The 25,110-nt window shown below is 33.0% G+C and carries 25 protein-coding genes and 2 tRNA genes; 19 read left to right on the top strand and 8 right to left on the bottom strand.

Annotated features, from left to right (window positions below):
• Positions 1-10: 10 nt before the first annotated feature.
• Both tilS and OPR37_RS00230 read right to left on the bottom strand, forming a co-directional pair.
• The gene (tilS, locus tag OPR37_RS00235) at positions 11-1,303 is read right to left on the bottom strand and encodes a tRNA lysidine(34) synthetase TilS (RefSeq protein ID WP_007302207.1); all 1,293 of its coding nucleotides are present in this window, start codon (positions 1,301-1,303) and stop codon (positions 11-13) included.
• A 142-nt stretch (positions 1,304-1,445) separates the two neighbouring features.
• The gene (locus OPR37_RS00230) at positions 1,446-1,925 is read right to left on the bottom strand and encodes an OmpA family protein (protein WP_007302208.1); all 480 of its coding nucleotides are present in this window, start codon (positions 1,923-1,925) and stop codon (positions 1,446-1,448) included.
• A gap of 274 nt (positions 1,926-2,199) precedes the next feature.
• Here OPR37_RS00230 and OPR37_RS00225 point away from each other — a divergent pair, with 274 nt between their 5' ends.
• The 9 genes from OPR37_RS00225 (at position 2,200) to OPR37_RS00185 (ending at position 10,895) form a co-directional block, all read left to right on the top strand.
• Positions 2,200-3,618, top strand: a complete 1,419-nt coding sequence (locus OPR37_RS00225; RefSeq protein ID WP_007302209.1) for a gluzincin family metallopeptidase — start codon at positions 2,200-2,202, stop codon at positions 3,616-3,618.
• A gap of 20 nt (positions 3,619-3,638) precedes the next feature.
• Complete coding sequence (locus OPR37_RS00220; protein ID WP_019236777.1) at positions 3,639-4,706, top strand: rod shape-determining protein; 1,068 nt, start codon at positions 3,639-3,641, stop codon at positions 4,704-4,706.
• Positions 4,707-4,925: 219 nt separating this feature from the next.
• On the top strand, positions 4,926-6,032 hold the full coding sequence (gene mnmA, locus OPR37_RS00215; RefSeq protein WP_019236778.1) for a tRNA 2-thiouridine(34) synthase MnmA: 1,107 nt from the start codon (positions 4,926-4,928) through the stop codon (positions 6,030-6,032).
• A 112-nt stretch (positions 6,033-6,144) separates the two neighbouring features.
• Positions 6,145-7,443, top strand: a complete 1,299-nt coding sequence (locus OPR37_RS00210; RefSeq protein ID WP_012481917.1) for a WD1261 family protein — start codon at positions 6,145-6,147, stop codon at positions 7,441-7,443.
• Between the two features lie 80 nt (positions 7,444-7,523).
• Complete coding sequence (gene ppa / locus OPR37_RS00205; RefSeq protein ID WP_019236780.1) at positions 7,524-8,030, top strand: inorganic diphosphatase; 507 nt, start codon at positions 7,524-7,526, stop codon at positions 8,028-8,030.
• Between the two features lie 330 nt (positions 8,031-8,360).
• A tRNA-Ser gene (locus OPR37_RS00200) sits at positions 8,361-8,451 on the top strand.
• A 118-nt stretch (positions 8,452-8,569) separates the two neighbouring features.
• Positions 8,570-9,697, top strand: a complete 1,128-nt coding sequence (locus OPR37_RS00195) for a SurA N-terminal domain-containing protein (protein WP_264684900.1) — start codon at positions 8,570-8,572, stop codon at positions 9,695-9,697.
• A 33-nt stretch (positions 9,698-9,730) separates the two neighbouring features.
• The gene (locus OPR37_RS00190) at positions 9,731-10,360 is read left to right on the top strand and encodes a ferredoxin reductase domain-containing protein (RefSeq protein WP_019236782.1); all 630 of its coding nucleotides are present in this window, start codon (positions 9,731-9,733) and stop codon (positions 10,358-10,360) included.
• Positions 10,344-10,895 carry a 5-formyltetrahydrofolate cyclo-ligase gene (locus tag OPR37_RS00185; protein WP_264684899.1) on the top strand — a complete coding sequence of 184 codons (552 nt, stop codon included), beginning with the start codon at positions 10,344-10,346 and terminating at the stop codon, positions 10,893-10,895. The genes OPR37_RS00190 and OPR37_RS00185 overlap by 17 nt, the downstream gene beginning before the upstream one ends.
• Positions 10,896-11,462: 567 nt before the next feature.
• On the opposite strand, the gene OPR37_RS00180 is transcribed toward OPR37_RS00185, so the two are convergent.
• Entirely contained in the window at positions 11,463-12,452 is a 990-nt protein-coding gene (locus OPR37_RS00180) for a glycine zipper family protein (protein ID WP_264684898.1), read from the bottom strand.
• Between the two features lie 141 nt (positions 12,453-12,593).
• Here OPR37_RS00180 and elbB point away from each other — a divergent pair, with 141 nt between their 5' ends.
• The 9 genes from elbB to dapA all read left to right on the top strand — a co-directional run bounded on the left by elbB (position 12,594) and on the right by dapA (position 19,357).
• Positions 12,594-13,292, top strand: coding sequence for an isoprenoid biosynthesis glyoxalase ElbB (elbB, locus tag OPR37_RS00175; protein WP_264685038.1), 699 nt, complete (start codon positions 12,594-12,596; stop codon positions 13,290-13,292).
• 129 nt (positions 13,293-13,421) lie between these two features.
• Positions 13,422-13,730, top strand: a complete 309-nt coding sequence (locus OPR37_RS00170) for a hypothetical protein (protein WP_007302220.1) — start codon at positions 13,422-13,424, stop codon at positions 13,728-13,730.
• Between the two features lie 58 nt (positions 13,731-13,788).
• Entirely contained in the window at positions 13,789-14,715 is a 927-nt protein-coding gene (gene ispH / locus OPR37_RS00165; RefSeq protein WP_007302221.1) for a 4-hydroxy-3-methylbut-2-enyl diphosphate reductase, read from the top strand.
• 270 nt (positions 14,716-14,985) lie between these two features.
• Positions 14,986-16,425 (top strand): hypothetical protein, encoded by a 1,440-nt coding sequence (locus tag OPR37_RS00160; protein WP_179943893.1) that lies wholly within the window; start codon positions 14,986-14,988, stop codon positions 16,423-16,425.
• A gap of 4 nt (positions 16,426-16,429) precedes the next feature.
• Complete coding sequence (locus OPR37_RS00155) at positions 16,430-17,038, top strand: hypothetical protein (protein WP_264376659.1); 609 nt, start codon at positions 16,430-16,432, stop codon at positions 17,036-17,038.
• The gene (locus OPR37_RS00150) at positions 17,035-17,823 is read left to right on the top strand and encodes a hypothetical protein (protein WP_052264933.1); all 789 of its coding nucleotides are present in this window, start codon (positions 17,035-17,037) and stop codon (positions 17,821-17,823) included. The genes OPR37_RS00155 and OPR37_RS00150 overlap by 4 nt, the downstream gene beginning before the upstream one ends.
• A 12-nt stretch (positions 17,824-17,835) precedes the next feature.
• A tRNA-Arg gene (locus OPR37_RS00145) sits at positions 17,836-17,909 on the top strand.
• A 68-nt stretch (positions 17,910-17,977) separates the two neighbouring features.
• The gene (ssb, locus tag OPR37_RS00140) at positions 17,978-18,460 is read left to right on the top strand and encodes a single-stranded DNA-binding protein (protein ID WP_006014313.1); all 483 of its coding nucleotides are present in this window, start codon (positions 17,978-17,980) and stop codon (positions 18,458-18,460) included.
• Positions 18,461-18,469: 9 nt separating this feature from the next.
• Complete coding sequence (gene dapA, locus OPR37_RS00135; protein ID WP_264376660.1) at positions 18,470-19,357, top strand: 4-hydroxy-tetrahydrodipicolinate synthase; 888 nt, start codon at positions 18,470-18,472, stop codon at positions 19,355-19,357.
• Between the two features lie 80 nt (positions 19,358-19,437).
• On the opposite strand, the gene OPR37_RS00130 is transcribed toward dapA, so the two are convergent.
• Positions 19,438-19,959 (bottom strand): hypothetical protein, encoded by a 522-nt coding sequence (locus OPR37_RS00130; protein ID WP_264376661.1) that lies wholly within the window; start codon positions 19,957-19,959, stop codon positions 19,438-19,440.
• A 611-nt stretch (positions 19,960-20,570) separates the two neighbouring features.
• Positions 20,571-21,548, bottom strand: a complete 978-nt coding sequence (locus OPR37_RS00125) for a quinone oxidoreductase family protein (RefSeq protein WP_007302226.1) — start codon at positions 21,546-21,548, stop codon at positions 20,571-20,573.
• Positions 21,549-21,667: 119 nt separating this feature from the next.
• Here OPR37_RS00125 and OPR37_RS00120 point away from each other — a divergent pair, with 119 nt between their 5' ends.
• Entirely contained in the window at positions 21,668-22,369 is a 702-nt protein-coding gene (locus tag OPR37_RS00120; RefSeq protein ID WP_214303448.1) for an ankyrin repeat domain-containing protein, read from the top strand.
• Between the two features lie 46 nt (positions 22,370-22,415).
• Here the strand turns inward: OPR37_RS00120 and OPR37_RS00115 are convergent, their stop codons facing one another.
• From OPR37_RS00115 to OPR37_RS00105, 3 genes are all read right to left on the bottom strand, one after another.
• A complete protein-coding gene (locus OPR37_RS00115; protein ID WP_010407017.1) occupies positions 22,416-22,952 on the bottom strand; it encodes a cytochrome c oxidase assembly protein in 537 nt (178 codons plus the stop codon).
• Positions 22,953-23,675, bottom strand: coding sequence for a Bax inhibitor-1/YccA family protein (locus OPR37_RS00110; protein ID WP_007302228.1), 723 nt, complete (start codon positions 23,673-23,675; stop codon positions 22,953-22,955). It abuts the gene before it with no gap.
• A gap of 201 nt (positions 23,676-23,876) precedes the next feature.
• Positions 23,877-25,064, bottom strand: coding sequence for a cysteine desulfurase family protein (locus OPR37_RS00105; protein ID WP_007302229.1), 1,188 nt, complete (start codon positions 25,062-25,064; stop codon positions 23,877-23,879).
• Between the last annotated feature and the right edge of the window lie 46 nt (positions 25,065-25,110).

Here is a 25,110-nt window from a genome sequence, read left to right as displayed (position 1 = left end):
ACATTTCTAATTAAATACTAATCAAGCTTACCAAATTTTGTTTTATCGTGCTATTAATAATGAATCGAACCTTATCATCATCGGTATTTTTTCCGTTATAATTTACATCAGGATAAGCAAGCATCTTTCCATCTTTTTGTACTGTAGGCAAAGAATAGTAAACTTCAGAGCAATAATCATAATTTTTTAGAAATTCAGGGATTTTTTGTGTTTTCTTTAGTGGAGCAATAGTTACTGAACACTCCTGATCTCCAAATATTGTGCAGCTAAACCTGTTATCCCATTCAATAGAACCATTTAATGGTAAGTGTACAGTAATTTCTTGTATCTTTGACGATTCTCTAATTATTAAGATATTTTCTCCATATTTTCTTATTTTGCACCCAGAAAGTGTACAGTTAACATTACTACCCTTTTGCAATATTTTATTAAATATTACGATAAGGCTGTTGTACCTTGGTTTATAATGTTTGCTGGCAATTGCCATTATAGAGTAAAGAAGAAGCCTCAAGGCTATTTCCTCTGGCAATTGATAAAATTCACTTAGTTTAATTTCAATATAACCAAAATCATGAACATTAACACAATCATCAAATGCAAGGCGTGTGTAGTGCATCAACGCTTTTGCAGCTCTTTTCATATGAAGTGCTGTAAGGCATATTCGCTCTGTTAGAACATCTTGATTATCACTTGCTTTAAGTAAGTTACGGTATAAAGTTCGTCTGTATTTTAAGTCATAATTGCTTCTATCTTCGATCCATCTTAACTGATGAAGCTTAGCATACCTTTCTATTTCACTACGACTAAAATTTAACAACGGCCTAAATATATAAATACCATTTAAGAAAGATTTGTAATCCATTGATGATAATCCATCTACTCCACTACCTCGCTCCAATCTTAATAAGAACGTTTCTGCTTGATCATCTTTGTGATGAGCAACGAGCAAACATTTAACATTATTGTTTTTACACCACTCTGCTAGTAACTTATATCGTGCTTTTCGTGCCTGTAACTGAATATTACCTTTAATATTTTGCTTCTCCCAATTTAATATGAACGATTCCTTTGCTCCAAGTTCTTTTGCATAACTTATAATAAAATCAGCTTCTTTTTGAGACTCTGAACGTAACCCATGATTTACTGTTAATGCTATAGGAAGTGAAAGCTTGTTTTTTTTTGCCCAGTTAGTCATTAAATGCAGTAAGACTATACTATCTACACCACCTGATACTGCAACTGCGATTTGGTTATGGAAAGCAAAACTATTAGCTATATTTTGAAATAATAACTCTAATTTCATTATGTTTCTTGATGGCCAGATAGTCTCTACGTCATACAGCGACTTATTTGTGGTATATATAGATCCCGCTAACAAGCAGCGGAATTGCTCTCTTTTGTCATCCCAGTGCTTGACACTGGGATCCAGGTTTTAATGCAAGAAACTACTTCTTTATTCCAGAAAATGAAAATTCCACTCTACGATTTTTAGCATGCTCTTTTTCATATTTAGAATTTCTAGAATCATCTTTTACATTAACCAAAGGCTCAGTTTCACCTTTAGAAGCAGTTTTTATTCTATTTTCTAGATAAGGTGTACAGCTGACCATAAATTTTTTAGCTGCATCTGCTCTTCTAGCTCCTAGTGCAAGATTATACTCGTGAGAACCACGATTGTCAGTATGACCAGTTAAAGTGACCTTTGCGTCAGGATTATTTTGTAACACTTCCATCACGTCAAGTAATGCATCTGCACTCACTTCACTGATACTAGATTCATCATAACCAAAGAAAACTCTTTTATCACCTATCTGCTTAACAACAGCATTCATTTTATTTGTCGTATTTACTCCTTTTTTAGGGCAAGAACTTACACCAGTAAGCAGTAAACAAAAACAACACATTATAATCAGTCTACTCCACATCACTAAACCTCCATAAATTTAAAATATAGTGCGTAATTTTAATTTTAGTACTAATAATCCCTCTATACTAGAATAGAGTCAAGGGAAATAAAATACTAAATGTTTTCTTTACAATCTTATAATTAATTTTCTGATAAGATGCTCAATTCTTAGCAATGAAGTACAATAAAAGAATAAAAATACAATTTTTTATTGTACTTTAAGCAAATATACTTTTAACTTTATTATTAATCTATTACGATATTAAGCAGATGTTTCAAAGCAATGAATAAAAATGAGATCTTATAAGTTTTTAGAGGAAGTATTACATAAGGTAAGGAATATCGAAAACACACTAAAACTACTAAGCAAAAGCCAATTGAATGTAGAGGACAAAGTTGAACAAATGTGTCTTCTAGAGGAAATCAGACATGAAATTATCTCTCATGATGCAATAAAGGAATCATTAGCGAATGCTCTTAGGAATAAAAAGAGTGCTAATATTCAGCAGCTAAAGTTAATAGAGGGGATACACAAAAGCAGCAGTGCTATTCCTGTTGATTTAGTAAAATCTTTGTCCAAAGCTAAGATTGAATGCCAAAACTTATGGAGGCTAACTAATTCTGAAATTAGTAACTTAGAAAAGCTGAAAGAATGCTTTACTAACCTAATTAAGCTTACTCGTGAAGCAGCTTCTATAAAATCGCAGCAATTAAAGCGCTCAAACTATGAGTCATTGCTTGCTGACTATGACTCTAATATCACAGAAAAGAACATAAAGGAAATATTTCCTAAGCTAGGTAAATTTTTTAGTGAAAATGTAGAGAAAGTAACTCAAAAGCAGAAGAAGGATAAGGTTACTAATATACAAAAAGTTACGGTTCAGAGACAGATTGAACTTGGTTCCTTATTCTTACAGCAAATGAGTGTTACACCAAATGAGATTTCCATTTCTTATTACGATTCTATCGATTATGATGAATCTGACCTTTGTTATGGTTTATTTTTACTTTTACGGCATACTGGTTATGCAATTCATCAAAAATGTTTAGCGCAAAATTCTATAAAGAGCTCAATTACAAAACATATTATGTATGAAACTCAAGGGTTATTCATGGAAAAGATCATTGGAACATCGAGAGAATTTATTGAGTTCATTCAACCACACATAAAGGAGAAACTTTCTACAAAAGGCAAAATTAATAGTAGTGTTGAAAATTTGTATTTGATTTTCAATAAAGTAAATCTTTCATCTTTTTTGAAGAATGCGGATGAATTTAGTTTATTGGCTCACATTATGCTAAGAACTAAATTAGAACAAGATCTAATAAATGGTACGTTAGAAGTTAAAGATCTACACGATAAATGGCTGGAAGGTATGAAGCATTACAAGATTTCAGTAAAAGCTAAAAATGAGCTAGACACTTATTTTCAAGATGAGTATTGGATAAGTGGTGTTATAGGCTACTTTCCTATTAAAGTCATAGCGTTAATCGCTGCTGTGCAGTTTTTTTCTTTCATTAAGAAAAATCATTACGAATTTTTAGATTCTATAGTAAAAGGAGATTTCAGTTTACTTATCGATTGGTTCTCTAAAAATGTATATAGTGCAAATTATGGCTTTTTGGAACAGCTAAAAAAGGTAACAGGTAGGGATTTAGATATTGAGTGCTACACTAGTTACTTATCTGAAAAGTATAATTTGTCTCAATAAATGGTTTTCTTGAGTTGTGTATGAGTTTTGTTCAGAATTTAATCAGAAATTTTTTTACTTTCAAAGGTTTATTTGCTAGCGATATTGCTATAGATCTTGGTACTGCAAATACTTTAGTTTATCAGAAAAATCAGGGGATAGTGCTTGATGAACCCTCAGTTGTAGCAAGAGTAAAAGAAAAAGGAAGTTACGTTCCTTATGCTTTTGGCAAAAAAGCTAAGATGATGCTCGGAAAAACACCTGGAGAAATAGAAGCGATAAGGCCCTTGAAAGACGGAGTTATTGCTGATTTTAAAAGCGCGGAAGAAATGTTAAAATATTTCATACGCAGCGCAAACACAAGATTCACTGTTAATAAGCCTAGTATTATCATATGTGTTCCATCTGGATCTACCCCAGTTGAAAGGCGTGCTATACAAGATGCAGCAGAAAGTGCTGGTGCAAATGAAGTATTCTTAATTGAAGAACCAATGGCTGCAGCAATTGGGGCTGGACTTCCAGTTACCGAACCTGAAGGTTCTATGATTGTTGACATAGGAGGTGGTACAACTGAAGTTGCAATTATTTCTTTAGGTGGAATTGTTTATTCACGTTCTGCCAGAGTAGGTGGTGATATTATGGATGAGGCAATAAAGTCATACATTCGTGAAAATCATAAGTTATTGATTGGCGAAACAACTGCTGAAAAAATTAAGAAAAACGTCGGTTCAGCCAGTCTGCCAGTTGAAAACAACAAAGAGGGAATGATAATTAAAGGCAGGGATTTAGTGAGTGGTATGCCAAAAGAAATGCTTTTATCAGAATATCAAGTTGCAGAGAGCCTAATAGAGCCTGTACATCAGATAATTTCTGCTATTAGAACTGCACTGGAGAGTACTCCACCCGAACTTTCTTCTGATATAGTTGATAGAGGAATAATTTTATCTGGTGGAGGTGGGTTATTGCGCAACTTGAGTAAAGTTATTAGTGAAACAACAAAATTACCAGTTCGTGTTGCAGATGATCCACTTTGTTGTGTTGCCCTGGGTAGCGGAAAAGTACTTGAAAACATGGACTATTTTGGCCATGTTTTATTCAAGCAAGATTAAATTGTTTTTGAAGATCGAATTGTTTTGATGGAATTATGTAATATAAATGAGATCCCAGTGTCACGCACCAAGTAATTTAAAGGCAACTTCCAGCAGGAAGGGGTGTCATCCCAGCGCTTGACACTGGAACTTGACTACAAATAAGTATGCTGTTTCGATGAAATTGTGTAATAGAAACTGGATTCCAGTGCTTGACACAGGTTTGTGTTTATAAATTATATGCTAAAAGAATTTGAAATTGAACCTTTATTAAAAGATAAAGCTCCGCATCAAACTAAGGCTATTGTTGCAATGTCCGGGGGAGTTGATAGCTCCGTTGCTGCAGCACTGCTGTATAACCTTGGGTACGAAGTGATAGGTGTGACTCTTCAGCTCTATGGCAGTGATGGTAATGCGAGAAAGGGTGCATGCTGCGCTGGACAGGATATTTATGATGCCAAATACGTGGCTGAAAGTGTTGGCTTTCCCCACTATATTTTAAACTACGAGGAAATATTCAAAAAGGAAGTAATAGAGGATTTTGCAAATACCTATATGCGTGGAGAAACTCCCATACCGTGCGTAAGGTGTAACCAAACAGTAAAATTTCGCGATCTATTGCAAGTTACAAAAAATCTTGGTGCGGATGTGCTCGTAACAGGACATTACGTAAGAAGATTAGAAGAAAATGGTGAGGTAAAGTTGTGCAGAAGTATTGATAAAAGTAAAGATCAAAGTTATTTTTTGTTTGCAACTACTGAGGAGCAGTTAAAGCTTTTGCGATTTCCATTAGGTGGGTTCTATAAAAGTGATATAAGAAAATTAGCAAAGTATTTTGGCTTACAAATTTCTGAAAAGCCGGATAGTCAAGATATATGCTTTGTTTCCGAAAGCTATAGTAAAACAATAGCTAAATTAGCTCCACAATCTGTGCAGAAAGGTAAAATAGTAGATATTCATGGAAAAGTGCTAGGTGAGCACAGCGGCATAGTAAATTTTACAGTGGGACAGAGAAGAGGCCTCTGCATCGCACACAATGAGCCTCTTTACGTGATAAAAATTAATACAGAAAATAATGAAGTTGTAGTAGGCCCGATCAATGCTCTAATGCAAAAAAAGATATTGGTCAAAGAGTTAAATTGGTTAGAACAACCAAAAGAAGGCATGGAAGTAACTGTGAAGCTTAGGTCATCACATGCAGGAAGCTTAGCGACAATATATTCAACTGACGAAAAGAACAAAGCCTGTGTAATTTTAAACGACGATTACTTTGGCATCAGTCCAGGTCAAGCCTGTGTAGCATATAAGGGCGAACAAGTTATAGGTGGAGGTTGGATATGCTCCTAACTTGGTGGTTTAATTTTTTAATGCAGAATGTAAACATACAATAAAATTTATTGCTGTTTTATCCTATATTCTTTATACTATAAAGATAATTATTATATTGTGGACTAGAGGGATGGTTAAAGAAGTTGAAGAGTTAATAAAAATTGTTGGTAAGGGCAATTTACTAGAAGCCGCATTTATTCGTTTGGGCAGTTTTCAACATGCTGACTTACATCATTGCATGGATTGCAGAAATCATATAGGTCTATTCGAATTCATTAATAAAAAAGAACAAGAGCCATTAGATAAATATTTTAACTTAAAATTTAGTCTACAAGGATTGTTTTTAATTTATGTTCAAGCTTATAGAGTTCTTGCAGAAAATGCTCAGTTCAATACTCAAGAAGTAATTGATAAAATATATGCTGCAGTTGAAAGTAAAAAAATACCTACTCTTTGTGACACTTCGAAGAAACTGCTAAGGGAAATTGTAGATCAAGTAGAATTGACAGAAGATCAAAAAAAACTAAAGCTTTTTAATATTCTAGCAAATCCGAAAGGTGAAGCTCTATTTAACAATAATGATGACTTTGAGAAACAAGTACTCAATAATATTAAAAAGTTACTCAAAATAAGCTATGCAAATGAATTTGATAAAGAGTTTAGCTTATGTAAAGAGGTAATAAATCATTATTACTCGATTCACAGTATAAAAATAGATAAAGACATAGCATTACTATTTTCTAGTTATGGTATATTTTCTACATGTACTGGAAATGGAGATATTTTATCACTCAATCAATATATTAATGAGAAAGCTAGAGTAATCAACACACCACTGTATTACAGTTACATCTTACAGTTAATAAAGGTATTAAGAAAAATTGAGTTACCGTATAGAAATGGATTCACCAAGTATACACTTAATTATAGAGGTATAAGTGAATTGAACGGGACATTTACAGCTGCAAGAGAGCAAGACAGTCAAGATTCTCTATATCCTAAAAATATCAAACGTACTCTAGAGCAACTACTAAAAAACCAAAATAGTGATGCATTTGAACAATTAGTAACAAACCCTGAGAATACGTATTACTCAGTGCCACAAAGTGAATGCAGACTAAACTCTAGTATCAGTAACAAAAAAAACAAAAATCATAAAAACACATTTTGTAAATTAGCTTTAGGTATGTTTATATTGTCTATTGGATTATATACTGCTGATTATTTCTTTATGGAGCAAAAGTTATTCAACTCAATAACAAATATTTTGCCACAAAATAATCTCATCAATTTCATAGTTGCTGCAGTACTTACTATCGTAATAGTATATGCTTTATTTCAACTACTAAAATCACCTCAAGAACCGCCACATTCAACGATCAATGATACAACTATTAACAGTTTTGCAAATGGTCCTATTCAATCATGAATCTCTACTTATGAATGATAAATGTAGCACTTTTAAAGTGTATGCTATATAATATCTTCTCTTGAATAACGAGGTAATCCATGGATTTAAGCAAAGTAACAACAAAACCAGATGAAATAAATGTAGTAATTGAAATAAGTGCAAATGCTGAGCCTGTAAAGTATGAATTTAATAAAGAGCTTGGGTTGTTACAAGTTGACAGATTTTTGTCTACCTCAATGACTTATCCTTGCAATTATGGGTTTATACCAAATACCTGCGCAGGTGATGGTGACCCTGCGGATGTTTTGGTGCTAACTCAATTTCCTTTAGCGCCTGGAGTTTTGATATCGGTGCGTCCAGTAGGTGCATTACTTACCAAAGACGAGAAAGGAGAGGATGAAAAAATATTAGCTGTACCTATCTCCAGTGTTGATAGCTATTATGACAATATAAAAAACTATTCTGATTTATCTAAAAACTTACTAGATAAAATAGCTCATTTCTTTTCTCATTATAAAGATTTAGAAAAGGGAAAAACGGTGACAGTTGGAGAATGGGCTAATGTGGAAAAAGCAAAAGAAATCATTGAAAAAAGTAGAAATTAGTTTGCGTTGATTTAGCCTTAAATTACAGTTATTCGGAAAAATGTTGTTGTTTTTAATGGGTAAATATTGGTATCCGTTCAGGATAGCGGTAAGGTAGTATAACCATAGAGTAAAAGTGAGTTTACAACAAATGGTGTCATCCCAGTGCTTGACACTGGGATCCAGTCCTTTCGCACAAAAAACGTTGTAAAGTAACTTGGTTGGATCCCAGTGTCAGCTACTCTGATGACAAGACAGGTTTCAATATTTGCATGCATCTGGACAGATACAAATATTGCAATTAAAAGCATTAGACAGGCAGTAAAGGTCTTGATATTATAGTAATAATTTGGAAGGGTGGCCGAGCGGCTGAAGGCGGCGGTTTGCTAAACCGTTATACGATTGAAAAGTCGTATCGAGGGTTCGAATCCCTCTCCTTCCGTATATTATTGTTTAGGTATTCATTACAGTAATTTCACCCTCTTTTTTAATTATTAAAAAGTTAGCTAGCGTTTATTCAGTATTTATTATAGAATTAGTTATTAGCTAAATAATTTTATATGCATAAAATACTAATTTTGATATTAATAATGCTGCCGCTTAGGTTACTTGCAACTGAGATTGAAATTGTTGCAGATGTAAATGGTGAGCCAATTTCAAATTTAGATATCGAAAGACGTATAAACTTCATAAATTCATTGCTTGGCACTCAGAAGATTAATCAAAAAGAGGTAAAATCTCAAATTCTAAGACAGTTAATAGACGAAATTATCATTGTCAGCGAAGCACAGAAGATGAATATAGAATTGAGTAACGAGGAGTTAAATAATGCTGTCACGTTATTCTTAACTCAAAGTTTAAAACTTAAGGCTGATGAAGTTGATCAATACGTAAAAAAGCATAATATAGATCTCAATACCCTAAAAAAACAAATAAAGTGTCAGCTGCTGTGGAACAAGATTATTGAAGTAGGAGTTGTACCGCTTATTAATATCAGCGATCAAGAAGTGGATGATGCAAGAAAGCAAAAAGAGAAGTCTGATTACCTTATTACGTTTCAGGAGTTCATAATTCCCGATCAGAAGATAGCTGAAGACTTAGTAAAAAAATTACGTACCAGTAATAATCCAGAATCTTCAATAAAGATGAGCAAAGCAACCGTTAATTTAAGTCAGCTAAAAGGTAAACTCAAGGACGTTTTGGAAGGATTAGAAATCAGTGATGTAGCAGGTCCGGTTAGTTTAAGCGAAGGTTACTCTGTTATAAAAGTCATAGATAAAGTACAGCTTAATCATACAATGCTGAAAAGTACTTTAAAACTGAAACAGGTTGTAGTTGAAGGTTCAGAAAGTTTACTCTCTAGTTTTAAGGAGCAAAAGGTCAGTTGTTTAAATTTTGACAAGTTAGCAGATGATTTCAAGTTGCCAAGCGTAAAAGAGTTTGAAATAAAAATGCGAAATTTAAATCCTGATTTACAGATTTTATTTAGTAAAACAAATATGAATGAAATAGTAGAATTAAGAGAAAATAGCACTGCAAAGTTGATGATGTTATGTGATATCAAAAATAATGCAATGGATATAGAAGCAATCAAACAGGAAATGTATCAACAAAAGATTATGATACAAAGCAACCTGTTATTGGATAATATGCGTAAAAATGCAGCTGTTAATTATCAGTTTAATTGAAGTTAGAGAGGTTTTCTACTCCATAAAAAGTTTATGAAGAATATAATGCTCATTGGCGGTGGAGTTGGAAATGCAGTGTTATTTTCGATAGGGAAGGCATGTCTTGAAAACAATCATAAGGTTTTATATTTCGCTGGCTATAAAAAATTAAGTGATGTATTTAAACGAGCACTGATAGAACGTGCATCAAGTGCAGTAATTTGGGCATGTGAAGAAGGATTGATAGAAACAAGCAGAGAACAGGATAAATCCTTTCATGGTAATATAGTTGATGCAATAATCTCATATCAGCAAGGAAAGTTAGGTAAAATTACTATTAGTTTAAACACTATAGATAAAATCATCACTATTGGTTCTGATAAAATGATGAAAGCTATAAATGAAGCTAGAAAAACAATTTTAAAGCCATATCTAAAACCAAAACACATAGCAATATCATCAGTTAACTCTCCTATGCAGTGCATGATGAAAGAAATCTGCGCTCAATGTATTCAGCAACACATAAATAAGGAAACAGGAGAAATAAGTTTTGTTTATAGTTGCAGTAATCAAGACCAGGATATGGAGCTTGTTGACTTTGATTTTTTAAGTGAGCGCTTGAAGCAAAATAGTTTACAAGAAAAGCTCACTGCAAAATGGATAGAACATGTTCAAAGACACTAAACAGCACAAAGAGGAACTAAGGAAGCAATATAGAACCATAAGAAGAGATATTGATGAAAGTTATTCCAGTTATGCAGCAAGTTCCCTTATTAATCTCTTTAATCAGAACTTAAGCTACGTTAAAGGTAAAACAATAGCAGCGTACATTCCAACAGACGGAGAAATTAATGTTGTGCCTTTGATGCATCGTTTACTCGATTTAGATTATAAAGTAGCAGTCCCTAATAAAAACAAGTTATTAAAATTTGAGGAATGGAATAAAGCAGATGAAGATATAATCCCCGATACAATCATTACTCCTGTTATTGCTTTTGATGATCATTTTAATAGGTTAGGTTTTGGCGGTGGTTGGTATGATGAAATGATAAAAAAATTACGGCCACTTGGAAAAATATTTATAGGTGTAGCCTATGAGAAGCAATATTGTAAAAATTTACCTGTGGAAAAACACGATCAAAAATTGGATATTATAATTACTGAGATGTGTGTTAGACTTGAAAGCAGGTTGCTCAAGAAAACGGATAGAAAGGAGTAGCATAGTCTACCTCTTTCTGATAGTAATTGCTTATCTGTTTAGATGCATGCAAATATTGAAACCTGTCTTGTCATCAGAGTAGCTGACACTGGGATCCAACTAAGTTACTTTACAACGTTTTTTGCACAAAAGGACTGGATTCTAGCGTCACGCGCTAGAATGACATCAACTTTTGAATTCCAGTTATGCAAGAAATCTATTCATTTGAAACTTGTTTGAGAAACGTAGCTATAAAAACCGCAGGTACCAGTTGGTTTTTATTAGCTAAAGTAAAGGTCAAATATCTGGAATTCTGGACATAAAATCCCCCTGTAAAAAAGATTAGAAAAAAATGCAGCGCACATATGACAGAAATTAAGTATACACTGAAGAGGATACGCTACATTTTTTTTATGAGTTTAATAAAAAAAGTCTGCAGACGGAGATAGATTTTTGAGCTCAATAAATATCTCTAATTGTTATTATAATCAGATTTAAAATATGCGGAAGTAATTTTTTGTGTCCGCTTAGCAGGGTGGCAAAATAAGATAGACAGATACATTAAAACGCTCCCCAAATGCATCAATTCTATTTTGCAATGTTGTTTCCATCAACTTGTTCAGAATTTGACTCCTTCACTTTAGAACTTGGCTTCATTGCTGCAACTTTCTCATTAACTTTTTGTTCTACCTCTTTTATGTCACTACCAATGGCCATAATTTTAGGTAGAAATTTTTTCATCAAATTTGGCAATTTCTGCATATCTTCCTCATGAGTACTTAAGCCCTTTTTCAGAAGTCTGGTCATATCATCTTTTGAAAAATTTTTGATGGTTCCATTCTCTACTAACTCTTGTATAGCAGATCGTTGCTCTTCATTTTTAAGCATTTTTATTATTTTTATTTCATTACTAAACATTGTTCTTTTTCCTTCACCAGCTTCAAGATTCTTTTCCATAAAATTGCTTATTAACTTTTCAAAATTATTCTCTCTGTCTTGAATCGTAGGTAATTTATCGATCACATCTTTCACAAAACTTTTCACTTCTTTTCCTGCTTTCATCGCTCCTTCTTTTATCTCACCTCTATGCTGATATATAGCATAACCAATAGCAGCTATAGCAACTAGTGCTACAAACCCTACTAATGCTGCTCCGCCAACAATTAATGCACCAGTCACTCCCCCTATTGCTAATGTACCTGCTAGTGCACCTGTTAGTGTTGTAACTGCTGCTCCACTTATCAATCCTTGAGCTAACAGTTGGTTGCCTAAAGTTTCAAGCTCCTTCTCCATGCCTTTTACTTTATTTACTTGTTCAAGAAGTTCTTCTAAGTCTTTTTTATTCTCTCTAAAATCTCTAACTACACCATCCAATAAATTTTGTTTGCTTTTCAATAGTGCAATAATATTATCGGTAGTCAGCTCCTTAAATTCTTTATTTATCTTTTTAAACTCTTCACTATCTTTTAATAAGCCCTCCAAATTGCTTACCAAACCTGGCTTCTCTCTAATACACTTTACTAAATTCTCAATGAATCTATCCCTATCGGGTGGGTTTGCTATACCGCCTTGTACCATATTCAATTCCCATCAATTATAAATATGCCTCATTATATATACTAATTATTAATTATATTATAATTGACATAAAATAATTACTCCTTTCCAAATATGGAATTTGTATTACAATACCTAGATTATATGAAATCAAGGTATTTTATGGGTGAGAAAAAATTAAGAGCTGCTGTGGTGTTATCAGGATGCGGCCACCTCGACGGCACAGAGGTGAGAGAAGCAGTTTTAAGTTTGCTTGTGCTTGATCAGCAGGAAGTGGATGTTAAATGTTTTGCACCTGATATCAATATCACACAAGTTATGGATCACAAAACAAAAGAGGCGGTAAAAGAAAAAAGGAATGTACTTGTAGAAGCAGCAAGAATTGCAAGAGGTGAGATAAATGATTTAAGAGAAGCTAAAGCTGAAAATTTTGACATGCTAGTCGTACCTGGTGGATATGGAGTTGCGAAAAATTTATCTGACTTAGCTGAAAATAAAACAGTAATGCCTGAGTTTGAAAGATTAGTCTCAGAGTTCTTTGTTGCAAAAAAGCCAATAGGAACTATATGTATATCTCCAGCCATTATTGTTTTAATTTTAAATAGCAAGATAGGTAAAGAAGAAAGTAAGATTAAGGTAACTATAGGAGACGACAAAGACCAGTTGATAGAGAAGCTCGGCGGCGAACATATAACATGCGATACAAAGCTATCAATAGAAGACGAAAAGCATAATATATTTTCCTGCTCTGCTTATATGCGTAGTGACGAAAGTACACACTCTGTATATCAAGGAATAAAACACATGATTGACAGTATGGTGAAAAAAATTAATAAAAAAACCAAACAACCATTTCTCTAAAGTGTAGTTTCTTATACAATTAATTATGTCTGTTGCATTATTGTTGTAGCCAAAGTAATCTGTAATTGCTTATTAATGATAAGCTATATTTAGTATGTAAGTTTAGTTCTTTTTTTTATAGATATAAATATGTCAGATCTTTTTTATATTGAAAGTGAGTGTTGTGTAGATGGTCAGTGTGATACTTATGCAGGAGAAGTGAGTATTAATGATGTCATGTTGGGCAAGTTTAGTCTAAATTCACACAGTGGGAAAAAAGCCATGGTAAATATAGACATCGTTACATTCGATATCCATATTGCTATGGATGGCCAAGATGGAAAGACAATAAAAAGAGACCTCAAGAGTCCCGAATTTGTAATTAAAGATGACGGTTCCTGGTATATTAATAAGAATCTTGGTAATGATAAATTTGAAATTATAGTAAAGCAGTCATGATATGAAACATAGTGAGCGGAGCTTACTTTTTAGCAATGTTTACATACTTACTTAAAAAATGGAGATTATCTTAGCTGAACCACGCGGTTTCTGTGCAGGTGTTAAAAGAGCTGTAGACATATTAGCAATCACTTTAGAGAAATACAAAAATGAACGCCAAGTTTATGTACTACACGAAATCGTTCATAATAAATATATAGTAGAGGGCTTTAAGAAACAAGGAGTGGTTTTTGTAAGCAGCATAGAAGACATTAAAGACAATAGAGGAATATTGATCTTCAGTGCACATGGAGTGTCGAAAAGTATAGAGGATGAGGCAAAAAGAAAGGGTGTTCAAGTGATTGATGCAACATGTCCATTAGTTAGCAAAGTACATAAAGAGGCAAAAAGGTATGAGGATAGTGGTAAAGAATTAATTCTAATTGGACATGAAAATCATCCAGAAGTTAAAGGAATTATAGGAAGAGTAAGTAATCCTATATCTCTAGTGCAAACTATGCAAGACGTATACAATTTACAAATCAAAGATCCAGATAATTTATCTTATGTAACACAAACCACGTTAAGTATTGACGATACCAAAGAAATTATTGCTACACTGAAGCTCAGATTTCCAAGCATTACAGGCCCCGACTTAAAAGATATATGCTATGCAACACAAAATAGGCAGAACGCTGTTAAAAAATTGGCTAAAATTACAGACGTAGTGTTAATTGTAGGAAGCAAAAACAGTTCAAATTCAAACCGTTTATTAGACCTGTGCATTTCCACAGGAAAAAGAGCCTATTTGATTGATAATTATAAATGTATGAACAAAAATTGGTTGCAGGGCGCAGAAAAAATAGGAATTACTGCAGGTGCTTCTGCTCCTGATATATTAGTTGATGAGCTAGTAAATTACTTAAAAATAAATATGAATACAAAAGTTTCAGTCATGCCAGATGGATTCACTGAAAATGTTCAGTTCAAGTATACTAAATGGTAATGTGCAACAACGTGCGTCAAATCAAGTCTTTAGCTCAATTCAATTTTCAGTCTGTTGGAGAATAAAATATCAAGCTGAGATATAATTAATCCTCGTTTGTCAGGTTAAGTTGTGTCTAGCACAAATATAAAAAACCTTCATCATACAAAAGGGTTAATATTACTACTAATTTTATCAAAAACTTATAATATAAGTAATATTGTCATCTAATGTTTAATGAATTTCAATAAATTACCTTTTTAATTCTAGATGAGTATACACTTTGTTAATATGTTTGGGTCAAAACCCAAAAGTAAGTTTATGCTTTCTATAGGAAAAGAAGGCACAATGTTACTATATTTTAAAAATGATACTTTAAATAAAAGATATTTTGCTAAGGACAAAAATAATAAAGCTGTTTCTGACTTAATTTCATGTCTTTCATCAGATAAAAAAGCACCCTTATATCTGGTTCTCAATCACACTGATCAGAACTATTTGCTACAGTCTATCCCAAGAGTAAATAGGATTAGTGCTTATCTATCAGCAAAAACAAAAGTAGAGCATTTTGCTCATAATAACGATATAAATTCTATTCTCTTGGTCGAAAAGCCGAATAAATTTAATCAAAACTGGTGGTATCTATTTGTTTCATCAAAAGCAAATCATTTAATAGAATATTGGTTGGACGTGTTTGTTGAAATAGGCTCTAACTTTAAAGGAATATTAATGTTTCCTATAGAACTAGTCAGTATAGCAAAAAAGATTCTACACAAAGATCCTAGTAACTGGAAAATTATAGTTGCTGCAACTAAAACAGGTGGCTATAGACAAGTGGTTCTTAAAGAGAACAAAATGATATTTACACGTTTAATACCATTTACTAATGATAATTTACCAGGAATCATTGCTGGTGAAATATATCAGGAAGTGAAAAATACAATTCAATCTTTAACTAAGTTTGGATTTGAAAAAAATGACCCTGTCGACCTCTGCATTATAGTATCAGAAGCTATTAAATCTAGTTTATCAGTTATAAATTTTTCAGAGAATAGTGTGAACATATTGACTCCATATGAGCTGGGTAAACTATTGGGGGCAGAATTAGCTATAAGCGAAAAAGATAGCTTTTGTGATACTACAATTTTGTTTCACAGCTTTAAGAATAAGCCAATAAATATTTTTAACACAAAAGAAACTAAAGAATTTTATCTATTTAATTATCTTTATTTAAATTCTCCTCAAATTTTTCTATACCTACTCTTGGTTTTAGTTGTAATTAACGCCTTTTGTTTGCAAAATTTGTATTCAAATTTTAATGTTGCTGATAATTTATCTGCAACGCGGAGTGCTTTAAATAACAAACTAATAAAACTTAGCCAAATCTATAATGTAAAAAAGATAGATGAAGTTTACGATTTTATTAATATAAATAATATTTTATCAAAAATAGAGTACTCTCCCCTTACACAAATTAAGTATGCAGAAAAGTTAAAAGTACCAGGTGTAGAGCTTCAATCGTTTGAGTGGAATTATAATGAGGCAAAAAGTTATATTACCACAACTTTAAGGTTTAATTTTCAATCTGGTAAAGACATTTCTTATCAATACGAGAAACTACAGAAAAATTTAAACGATAATTTCCGTACTCATGATATTAGTATCTCTAGCTTACCTACTACTAAAGAGAAAAATCTATCTATTGATGTTGAAATAGGAGAGGCAATGTAGATTGATGACTATCTCTCAACTAAAAAGAAAAGCTACAATTCAGTGCATATATTACTTATTGTTATCTATTGTATTAATAGGGTTATCAACGTGTTTTATTATCTATAACAAAAAGGTTTATAATAAAAATCAAACTGCAGCTGAGGAAATACGCTCTATTAATTTACAGATCATTGAAATTCAAAAGAAAGAAGTCGTTCTAAATAAAAACCTAGATTTATGGAAAAGAATTTCTTCTTCAAACTTACATAGTAGCAGATACATTACAAATTTAAATTTTGAGCTTAACAAGCTATATAAAAAACACTACATGTTAGAACCTGAAATATCAATTTCTATACCTGAAGAAGCTGAACTCCACAATAAAAGTGAACATACAAAAGTAATAAGAAGTGAAGTGGTTCTAAGTTTAAGCTCAATTAGCGATAAGCATATTTTTTTATTTCTACAGTCTATTCCAAATCTTCCTGGTTATGTTATGATCAGATCTCTTACCTTGAATAAGCAGAGAAATATAGATTCTGCAGCTATAAACCAGATTTTAAGTGGTAATATGATAGAGATAGTGAGAGCTAGTATAGTTTTTGATTGGTATACCATATTAAGTAGATGAATATAAAGTTGTTTTTTATTTTTACGCTGCTGTTTTTTAATGTTAGTGCATATTGCAATTGCGAAGATCTTGTAGAAAATATAGGGATTTGTAAAAAATATTCTTGCCAACAGCATATTAGTAATGAAGATTTTATTGAGCATAAAATATTGGGGTTAAATAGTGAAAATTTATGTGTATATATAGAAAGACAAGGCAATGATGAAATGGTCTGTCATCATTCTAATGATGGAATGATTATAGAAAAGAAGTACTTAAAAAGTATTTTAAAAGTTGGAAATCAAGAAATAAATGACTTCATTGATATAGCAAATTTGCGTGCGAAGGAGTGTTTTTTTATCAACAATTATTATATAGATCGAGACGATATAATAAAAGAGGCAGCAGAGAGTACTTTATCGCAATATGGTAGCATAAAAAGCATTTTTTTTGATGAAGAGCAGGTTAATAGAATAGTTAGTGAGATGGAAAAGTTTAACTTACAGTCTTCAGGAGTTACAGAGGAAGAAAATTTCAATTGTAAAGTAGTCAGTTTAGATTCAATTTTATACTTTTCCCCCGATACATGGAAAATATGGGTAAATGGAAAGTTGTTTATAAATACTAAGGATTTAAAAGTGCACTCAGTAACTGAAAATTATGTAACTTTTTCATGGGCTGTAAACCAAAAGATAACAAAAGAACGGATAAGCAATTCTAAAAATGTACATTTTGGACATGGAGGTATTATGTTTACGCTTTATCCAGAACAAAAATTTGATTTAGATAGTTTATCTATTAAATAATCTAATACATCTGCGCTTGTAGCTCAGTTGGATAGAGCGTTGCCCTCCGGAGGCAAAGGTCGTGGGTTCGAATCCCTCCAAGCGCGTTTTTAATTAAATTTGACAATAATACTCTCACATAAGATAATAAAGAGATTTATTTTAAAGCATAATTATGTCTAGTGGTACTATAAATAAAGTCATATTAGTTGGTAATTTAGGAAAAGATCCTGAAATTAGGACTACACAAAATGGAAAAGAGATGGCAAGTTTTTCGATAGCCACATCTGAAAGTTGGACTGACAAATTTTCTGGTACGCGCTCTGAAAAGACAGAATGGCATAATATTGTAATTTTTAGTGAAGGACTAGTAAAAATTGTTAAAGACTTTGCACGGAAAGGTAGTAAAGTTTACGTTGAAGGTTCTCTGAGAACTAGAAAATGGACTGACCAAAATGGTAGTGAAAGGTATACGACAGAGGTGGTGCTATATAACTTTAATAGTGCCCTTACCCTTTTAGATTCACGCAACAGTATGTCAAACTCTGATTACAAGCCAAGTGAATACAAACAAAATGAAACAGAACAAAAAGATAAACACGGAAGTTTTGACAACGATATAAAAGACGAACTAATCGATGATGAAATACCATTTTAATAACTTCAATTGAAATCTACATTTTTATGGACTGCTTGTGTTACTCCTTTTAATTGCAGTGGAGATAGTATAGATTACCAAAGCTTGCAGCGTTTACTAACAATGCAAGCTGAAGCTGAAAATGGTGTAGTGTTGCTAGGTAGCACAGGTGAAAGCTTATCACTTACTGATTCTGAAAAGCGCACATTAGTTGAATTTGTATGTGAGCTAAAATTAAATACGAAAATTATAATTGGTGTACCAGGAGTGAATCTATATCAGACTCTTGAATGGCTTGATTTTTGCAAGGGTATGCCTATTCATGGCTATCTAATGACAACTCCCATTTATGCAAAGCCTGGAATCATGGGGCAAACTTTATGGTTTGAAAAGCTGCTTGAAAAAGCACATGTGCCAGCCATGCTTTACAATATTCCATCAAGAGCAGGAGTGAGTCTTCACGCTGAAACTGTACGCAACTTATCCAGCCACGAAAAATTTTGGGCTATCAAAGATTCAAGTGGCACCGTTGATACTTTAACTCAGTATAAGAAAGTTGCACCAAATATTGAGGTCTTTTGCGGAGATGATAATATGATACCCGATATGGCTGCTAAGGGTGCGGCTGGTCTGGTTTCTGTTGCTGCCAATGTTTGGCCACGTGTAGTACATGAATATGTTAAGCAATGCATGAGTGGCGAGAACCCTCAGGCAGACAGTTGGCAACAAGCTTGCAAAACTCTATTTACTGCCAGCAATCCAATACCTACTAAAGCACTCTTGCATGACATTGGGCTTATAGAACACAAAACTGTTCGTCTACCACTAAGCACAGAAGACTTGCCTTCTATTGAAACATTGAGGCAAGCTAATAAAATGATTCTTGGATGGAAAAATCAACTAGCTATGCAGGATTAGGACTTGAGCGGATAATTCAATTATACTTAACATGAAAAAAATGAGCTAAATCCTCTTCAAAAACTTCTATCTATCGTTTCTTAAGATACTTCCCTGCACGTATACCCACCAACAATTTTCACATCACTATCAACTGAGCTACCTGGCTGTTTATTTCCTTCTGGAAAAAAGCACTCAATTGCTTTATCAATTAAGAAATTTAAAGGAATACAAGCAATCACACTCACTACAAAAGTTAAAGCACCTATAGCTGCTGGTGATGTAAAGCCAAGAGCAACCAATCCTGCTCCTATCCCAAATCTAACACCAGTACACGCAATTGCTTGCACTATTTCTTTTGAAGAGTCCTTAAAGCCCGAAGTTGAGAGTTTTGCTATTAAAGCTATTGCATATAACGATGATAATAGAAACCCAACACCAACCATTCCACCTGCAACAAGAGGTGACAAACCAGAAATAGAGCTTATAGCGTAATTTGTAAAAATTCCATCAATAGCTCCTAAGCCTGCTACTATCCCCCCCACTATTCCACAGGATATCCCTGCTATTGCCATTTCATATATCAGATTTGATTTAAATTCTTGATCTTGGAAACCACTCATAACCTTATCTCTTTAATTAAAACTTATATAAAGGCTAACATACTAACACATTATAGTCAATACTTCTATGTTATTCTTTTTGGAGTTTTTAATTGACTTTCAGCACACTTTAGCCTTATATGTATGGTCCCAGAGTGTAATGGTATATAAAATATGAGAACAAAATGCCATTAAAGGAGAACTTATGATTACTGGATATATCAGAACAACAGAGACAATTCATAAAGCAATGTAAACTTTCTAAGTACTAACTCTAAAACTATTGTAAAACAGAAAAAAGCATTCATTTAAAAGAAAAATAACAGCTCCATATACTATTGAAGTGATAATACTTATAATGTTAGATGTGACACCAAATCTAATTTGAAATATAACTTATTTACTCAGCTTCTTTTGAAACTACTGTGAACATAATATCTATAGATAAAACATTGCATTACCACGCCACTAACGAGTAGCAGAATGACAAGTTTTTCAAACTAGTCCGGTATAAAAATCTCAGTCAGTTTAGCTACAGCTGTATGCTTTTAACTCTCCCAAAAAGAAAATTAACCATGTGAAATTCTTGTTGATATGACTTAATGAATAATTATTTTAGGTTACTAAGTTATTTAAGAAACTTTGATAATATTTAGCCCACTTACTTTTCTATTTTCCATGTCACGATGAGCCTCTATTATTTCATCAAATTTATATTTTTTATTAATTCGTACAATTAAAAGTTTTTTTCTTATCATTTCAAAAATTTCCATTGCAGTAAGCACTAACGTAAGTCTATTGTGCTTGTAGTGATATATCGAAGTTCCAGCTGCAAATAACGAACGCGAACTAAGTAAAGAGAAATTAATAGGAGCATTACCTGATATCTGCCCATAGGAAACATATATGCCAAACTTACCTAAAGATTCAAAAGAGAGCTTGCTTGTAGCGTAACCTATAGGGTCATACACCGCACCTACTCCTCTATTTTTCGTAATCTCCATGATTTTAGAAACGAAGTCTTTATCATTGTAGTTTATTGCGTATGTGCAGCCACTTTGTAAAGCTATCTTCATTTTTTCGTCAGAGCTTATAGAACCTATCACTATACCTTTTTTATCCTTTGCCCATTGGCATATTATTTGCCCCAAACCACCATTAGCTCCATGAACTAGTACAAAAGCACCAGGCCTGATTTTATAAGATTGATTAACTAAATAGTGAGCTGTCATACCTTTAAACAATACTGCAGCAGCAACTTCATCAGGTATATCATTCGGAATTTTTATCAAATATTTCTGGTGTACAATGCGCTTTTCACAATATGCCCCTGGAGGAGCTGTGCAATATCCAACTCTATCTCCAACCTTAAGTCCATCACTAATTTTTTTACCAAGCTTTTCAACAACTCCTACTGCCTCTACTCCAAGTACTGATGGCAGATCTTTAATTTTGCGTGTACCTTTTCTGTGTTCTAAATCATAACGATTTAAGCCGATAGTTGTATGACGTATTAAGACTTCCTCATCTTTTGGCTCACCTATGCTCTTATCTACAAATTCTAATACTTCTGGCCCCCCAGTTTTTTTAATTTGTATAGCTCTAACCATGATAAATGTAAGACAAAAACTTTAATTATGTTATCTAGCAATTAATATTTTGCAAAATGTTATTTAGAGTTTATACACTACATAAGCGTATTGTTAATAGTTTTGAGGCACAAATTATCATGAACAGAGAAATTTGGCTTTATGGTGTTTTATTCAATGTGTTGTGCAAAGTGGATGAAGATAATGATTTGGATGTTAACAATGTAATAAAAAAAATAAAAGAAAGGTTAGAATATAGAATACAAAAATCAGATAAAAAAAGAGATTATTGTAAATATTTATATACTTCTTGGGAAAAAAAAGGATTTGATATTAATCACCAATTTGACTTGAAAGATTATGATGGCTTTCCAATAGATAGTCTTTTTTCTATTGCCATTAATTATAAATTATACACTTTAACAAATTTAGCGCAAGTTTTAATAAAAGCAGGAGCTAATGTGCAAAATGAAAAAGGATATTTACATGCCTGCGTTTTGGCTCGTTCTCCAGATATATTAAAAGCTCTCATAAAAGCGGGAGTAAATGATAACCCAAATGAAAACTATGGTGGAAATACCGCTTTAGACTATGTTGCTAAATTATATGGTAGAGATAAGTCAACGAAATCCAAGGATTGCTGTAAAATTCTAATTGAGCATACATTAGAAAAAAAACCTCACAGTAAAATGCCAGACTCTATAAAAAGTAATAAAGAGTTAACTGAGTACTGGAATGCCTGTAAAGCAAATAGTGAAGAATGGGAATTCGCAATACCAAAAACCGCAATACAAGTACTTAGTGTGCAAAAAACAAATAAGTGCTTCTGCCCAATTAAATAGATCTGTTGCATAACTATTATTTAAATCAACAATAGTCAAAGGTTTGTTATTTAAGCTTAAAAAACGTATATGATAGTGTTATTTCACTTAAATCTTTTGTACTATTGTCACGCATTATTTCAGGGTCTACGTAAAAGGATACGGGCATAGCCGCTTTTTGTTTTGGTAGCAGCATTTGCTCTTCAAAACAAAAGCATGCAACTTTATTGAAATATTTACCTGCTTTAAAAGGTGTGACATTATACACTGCCATTCCAAAAGAAGGCTGATCAGATAAATTTTTTGCATAATAAAATACTAAACTTTGTTGCCCTATATTTGTATCGATGTAGTTAGTTTCTGATTTAAATTCCCAAGGCAGACCTGATATTATATCAGCATTAAGGTGAACCCTGATTTTTTGGTCAGTTGCATTTATTGTTGCATTAGTTACTTTTCTCGTTGTGCCACCATATCCAGTAGCTTTACAAAAGATGCTATACAACGGTACTGAAGCATATGCAAGACACAGCATCAATACCACTAAAGATATTAGGAGGAAAACTATAGAACTTTTATTGTTTCCCCTTAAAAAGGAAATCATCTAATCCTTATTGTTGAACAAGTTAAGTAACCTGAGTAAATTGAGGAATATATTGATGAAGTCAAAGTAAAGATTAGTTGCACCAAGTATTGCCAGCTTAGTAGTTGCAACTTCTGAGCCATCATTATATCTATAATAAACATCTTTGATTCTCTGAGCATCGTATGCGGTCATTAAAGTAAACACTATCACTGATACAAACGATATTGCAAAATAGAGAGGACTGCTTCCAAGAAACAGATTAACTATAGATGCAATGATTAACCCCCAGATTCCCATAATCAAAAAAGAACCCATGCTGGTAAGATCTTTTTTTGTAGTATTACCATATAAAGCCATAGAACCAAACATGATCGATGTAATGAAAAATGCTCTCGCTATATTTTCTGCAGTATAAATTATAAAAATATGAGATAAAGAAATTCCCATTAAAACTGAGAATAGAAAAAATACAGTAAGTGTTGACTGAGCACTTAGGTGTTGAAGCCTAAAAGACATATAAAACACCAATGCAACTGGAGATAGCATTACCACAAGCGATAGAACAGGATTGGAATAAATCACCTGGAAAAGACCAGAAAACACTGTTAAAAACGCAACAAGCCCTGTAACACCTAAAGCTAAAGCCATATAATTGTATACTTTAGTTAGGTAACTCCTGAGTCCAGCACTATAATAAACGCCCTGAGAGCGAATATCCTGTTCGTTTTTCATATAAGACATATGTAACTCCTTATTATCTCTTGATGATATATTATAATACAATACAGCGTTTTTATCAAGTATAAAATGACATACTACAATTGAATGGTGTGGTATGCAATTAGAGAATTTCTTCCATAACTATAAGCAAATCGGTTTTCAGCAGCATTTAACTATTATAACAACCTCTGGCAATAGAAATTACTTTCACCATTCCCTCTATCATGATTTAAGGGGAATGGTGAAAGTAGTTTTTGCATTTACTAAAGCATTCTTCTTATAGATACTATACCAACAATCCACTATTTTTTCTATGTCTCGCGGTTTAACCTCCGGACCTATACTGATTCTAATTGAACATTCTGCTTGCTCTTTTGTTGCTCCCATTGCAAGCAAAACATGAGAAGGCCCAACTTTTCCAGAAGAGCATGCAGAACCATTGCTGACTGCAATATTATTTAAGTCAAAATGCATGAGCTGCAGATCATTCTTTACCCTCGGCATATAAATAAAACTTGTATTTGGCAATCTTTCAGAATTTCTGCCAAAGATCTTGATATCACTGACAAGACTTAATAATTCACACTCCAATTGATCACGCAGCTTCTCCACTTCATTCATTTTTGATAGAAGATCTGGAATGTTTTGCAATGCAGCAGAAAGACCTGCAATTGCAACAATGTTTTCTGTACCACCACGCAATCCTCTTTCTTGCCCACCACCTATTATAGTAGGTTCTATTACAAGCTTTTTGTCAAATATTAAAACTCCACTACCTGCTATACCACCAAATTTGTGAGCAGATAAAGTAAGTAAATCCACTCCTAAATCTTCCATATTTACTTTGATTTTCCCAACACTTTGAGCAGCGTCAGTGTGACAGATTGCCCCGAATTTATGTGCTATTTTAGCTATTTCCTTAACAGGCTGGATAACTCCAGTTTCGTTATTAGCCATCATCACTGAAATTATTACTTTATTCCCTTCAAGTTCGCTTAGAATTTTCTCTAGCTCTAAAAAGTCAACAATACCCTCTTGATTAACGGGTATTATATGTGGATTACATGCAGAATTAAGAATTGAAGGATGCTCTGTAGCTGAAATTACATGCAGATAGCCTTTCATTCCTCTCATGACGAGGTTGTTTGCTTCAGTTGCACCAGACGTAAAAACTATTTCTTTATCATCTGGAATGCTAAGAGCATCACGTACGTTATCTCTTACCTCTTTAAGAATCTTCCTCGCTTCTTGTCCTCTTTTATGCAGAGATGATGGATTTAGTGTTTGTTTTGACAAAATCTCAAGTATACTTTTTTTTACATTTTTACTCACTGGAGCAGTTGCATTATAATCAGCATACACGCAACTACTTTCTTCCAGAGAGAATAAACTCACAGGCTTATTTGTCACTTACCATTAACCAATTATGTATGTTAACTTTAACACGATAAAAAAT

Origin of the sequence: Wolbachia endosymbiont (group B) of Lycaena phlaeas (assembly GCF_947251875.1) — a bacterium.
GTDB lineage: Bacteria > Pseudomonadota > Alphaproteobacteria > Rickettsiales > Anaplasmataceae > Wolbachia.
The sequence above is the reverse complement of the archived record's forward strand: the minus strand, read 5'-3'. Positions and strand labels throughout refer to the sequence as shown.

Coding starts and splice junctions, on each gene's coding strand:
- tilS (WP_007302207.1), bottom strand. CDS start 1,303: ATGAAATTAGAGTTATTATTTCAAAATATAGCTAATAGTTTTGCTTTC.
- OPR37_RS00230 (WP_007302208.1), bottom strand. CDS start 1,925: ATGTGGAGTAGACTGATTATAATGTGTTGTTTTTGTTTACTGCTTACT.
- OPR37_RS00225 (WP_007302209.1), top strand. CDS start 2,200: ATGAGATCTTATAAGTTTTTAGAGGAAGTATTACATAAGGTAAGGAAT.
- OPR37_RS00220 (WP_019236777.1), top strand. CDS start 3,639: ATGAGTTTTGTTCAGAATTTAATCAGAAATTTTTTTACTTTCAAAGGT.
- mnmA (WP_019236778.1), top strand. CDS start 4,926: ATGCTAAAAGAATTTGAAATTGAACCTTTATTAAAAGATAAAGCTCCG.
- OPR37_RS00210 (WP_012481917.1), top strand. CDS start 6,145: ATGGTTAAAGAAGTTGAAGAGTTAATAAAAATTGTTGGTAAGGGCAAT.
- ppa (WP_019236780.1), top strand. CDS start 7,524: ATGGATTTAAGCAAAGTAACAACAAAACCAGATGAAATAAATGTAGTA.
- OPR37_RS00195 (WP_264684900.1), top strand. CDS start 8,570: ATGCATAAAATACTAATTTTGATATTAATAATGCTGCCGCTTAGGTTA.
- OPR37_RS00190 (WP_019236782.1), top strand. CDS start 9,731: ATGAAGAATATAATGCTCATTGGCGGTGGAGTTGGAAATGCAGTGTTA.
- OPR37_RS00185 (WP_264684899.1), top strand. CDS start 10,344: ATGTTCAAAGACACTAAACAGCACAAAGAGGAACTAAGGAAGCAATAT.
- OPR37_RS00180 (WP_264684898.1), bottom strand. CDS start 12,452: ATGGTACAAGGCGGTATAGCAAACCCACCCGATAGGGATAGATTCATT.
- elbB (WP_264685038.1), top strand. CDS start 12,594: ATGGGTGAGAAAAAATTAAGAGCTGCTGTGGTGTTATCAGGATGCGGC.
- OPR37_RS00170 (WP_007302220.1), top strand. CDS start 13,422: ATGTCAGATCTTTTTTATATTGAAAGTGAGTGTTGTGTAGATGGTCAG.
- ispH (WP_007302221.1), top strand. CDS start 13,789: ATGGAGATTATCTTAGCTGAACCACGCGGTTTCTGTGCAGGTGTTAAA.
- OPR37_RS00160 (WP_179943893.1), top strand. CDS start 14,986: ATGTTTGGGTCAAAACCCAAAAGTAAGTTTATGCTTTCTATAGGAAAA.
- OPR37_RS00155 (WP_264376659.1), top strand. CDS start 16,430: ATGACTATCTCTCAACTAAAAAGAAAAGCTACAATTCAGTGCATATAT.
- OPR37_RS00150 (WP_052264933.1), top strand. CDS start 17,035: ATGAATATAAAGTTGTTTTTTATTTTTACGCTGCTGTTTTTTAATGTT.
- ssb (WP_006014313.1), top strand. CDS start 17,978: ATGTCTAGTGGTACTATAAATAAAGTCATATTAGTTGGTAATTTAGGA.
- OPR37_RS00130 (WP_264376661.1), bottom strand. CDS start 19,959: ATGAGTGGTTTCCAAGATCAAGAATTTAAATCAAATCTGATATATGAA.
- OPR37_RS00125 (WP_007302226.1), bottom strand. CDS start 21,548: ATGGTTAGAGCTATACAAATTAAAAAAACTGGGGGGCCAGAAGTATTA.
- OPR37_RS00120 (WP_214303448.1), top strand. CDS start 21,668: ATGAACAGAGAAATTTGGCTTTATGGTGTTTTATTCAATGTGTTGTGC.
- OPR37_RS00115 (WP_010407017.1), bottom strand. CDS start 22,952: ATGATTTCCTTTTTAAGGGGAAACAATAAAAGTTCTATAGTTTTCCTC.
- OPR37_RS00110 (WP_007302228.1), bottom strand. CDS start 23,675: ATGTCTTATATGAAAAACGAACAGGATATTCGCTCTCAGGGCGTTTAT.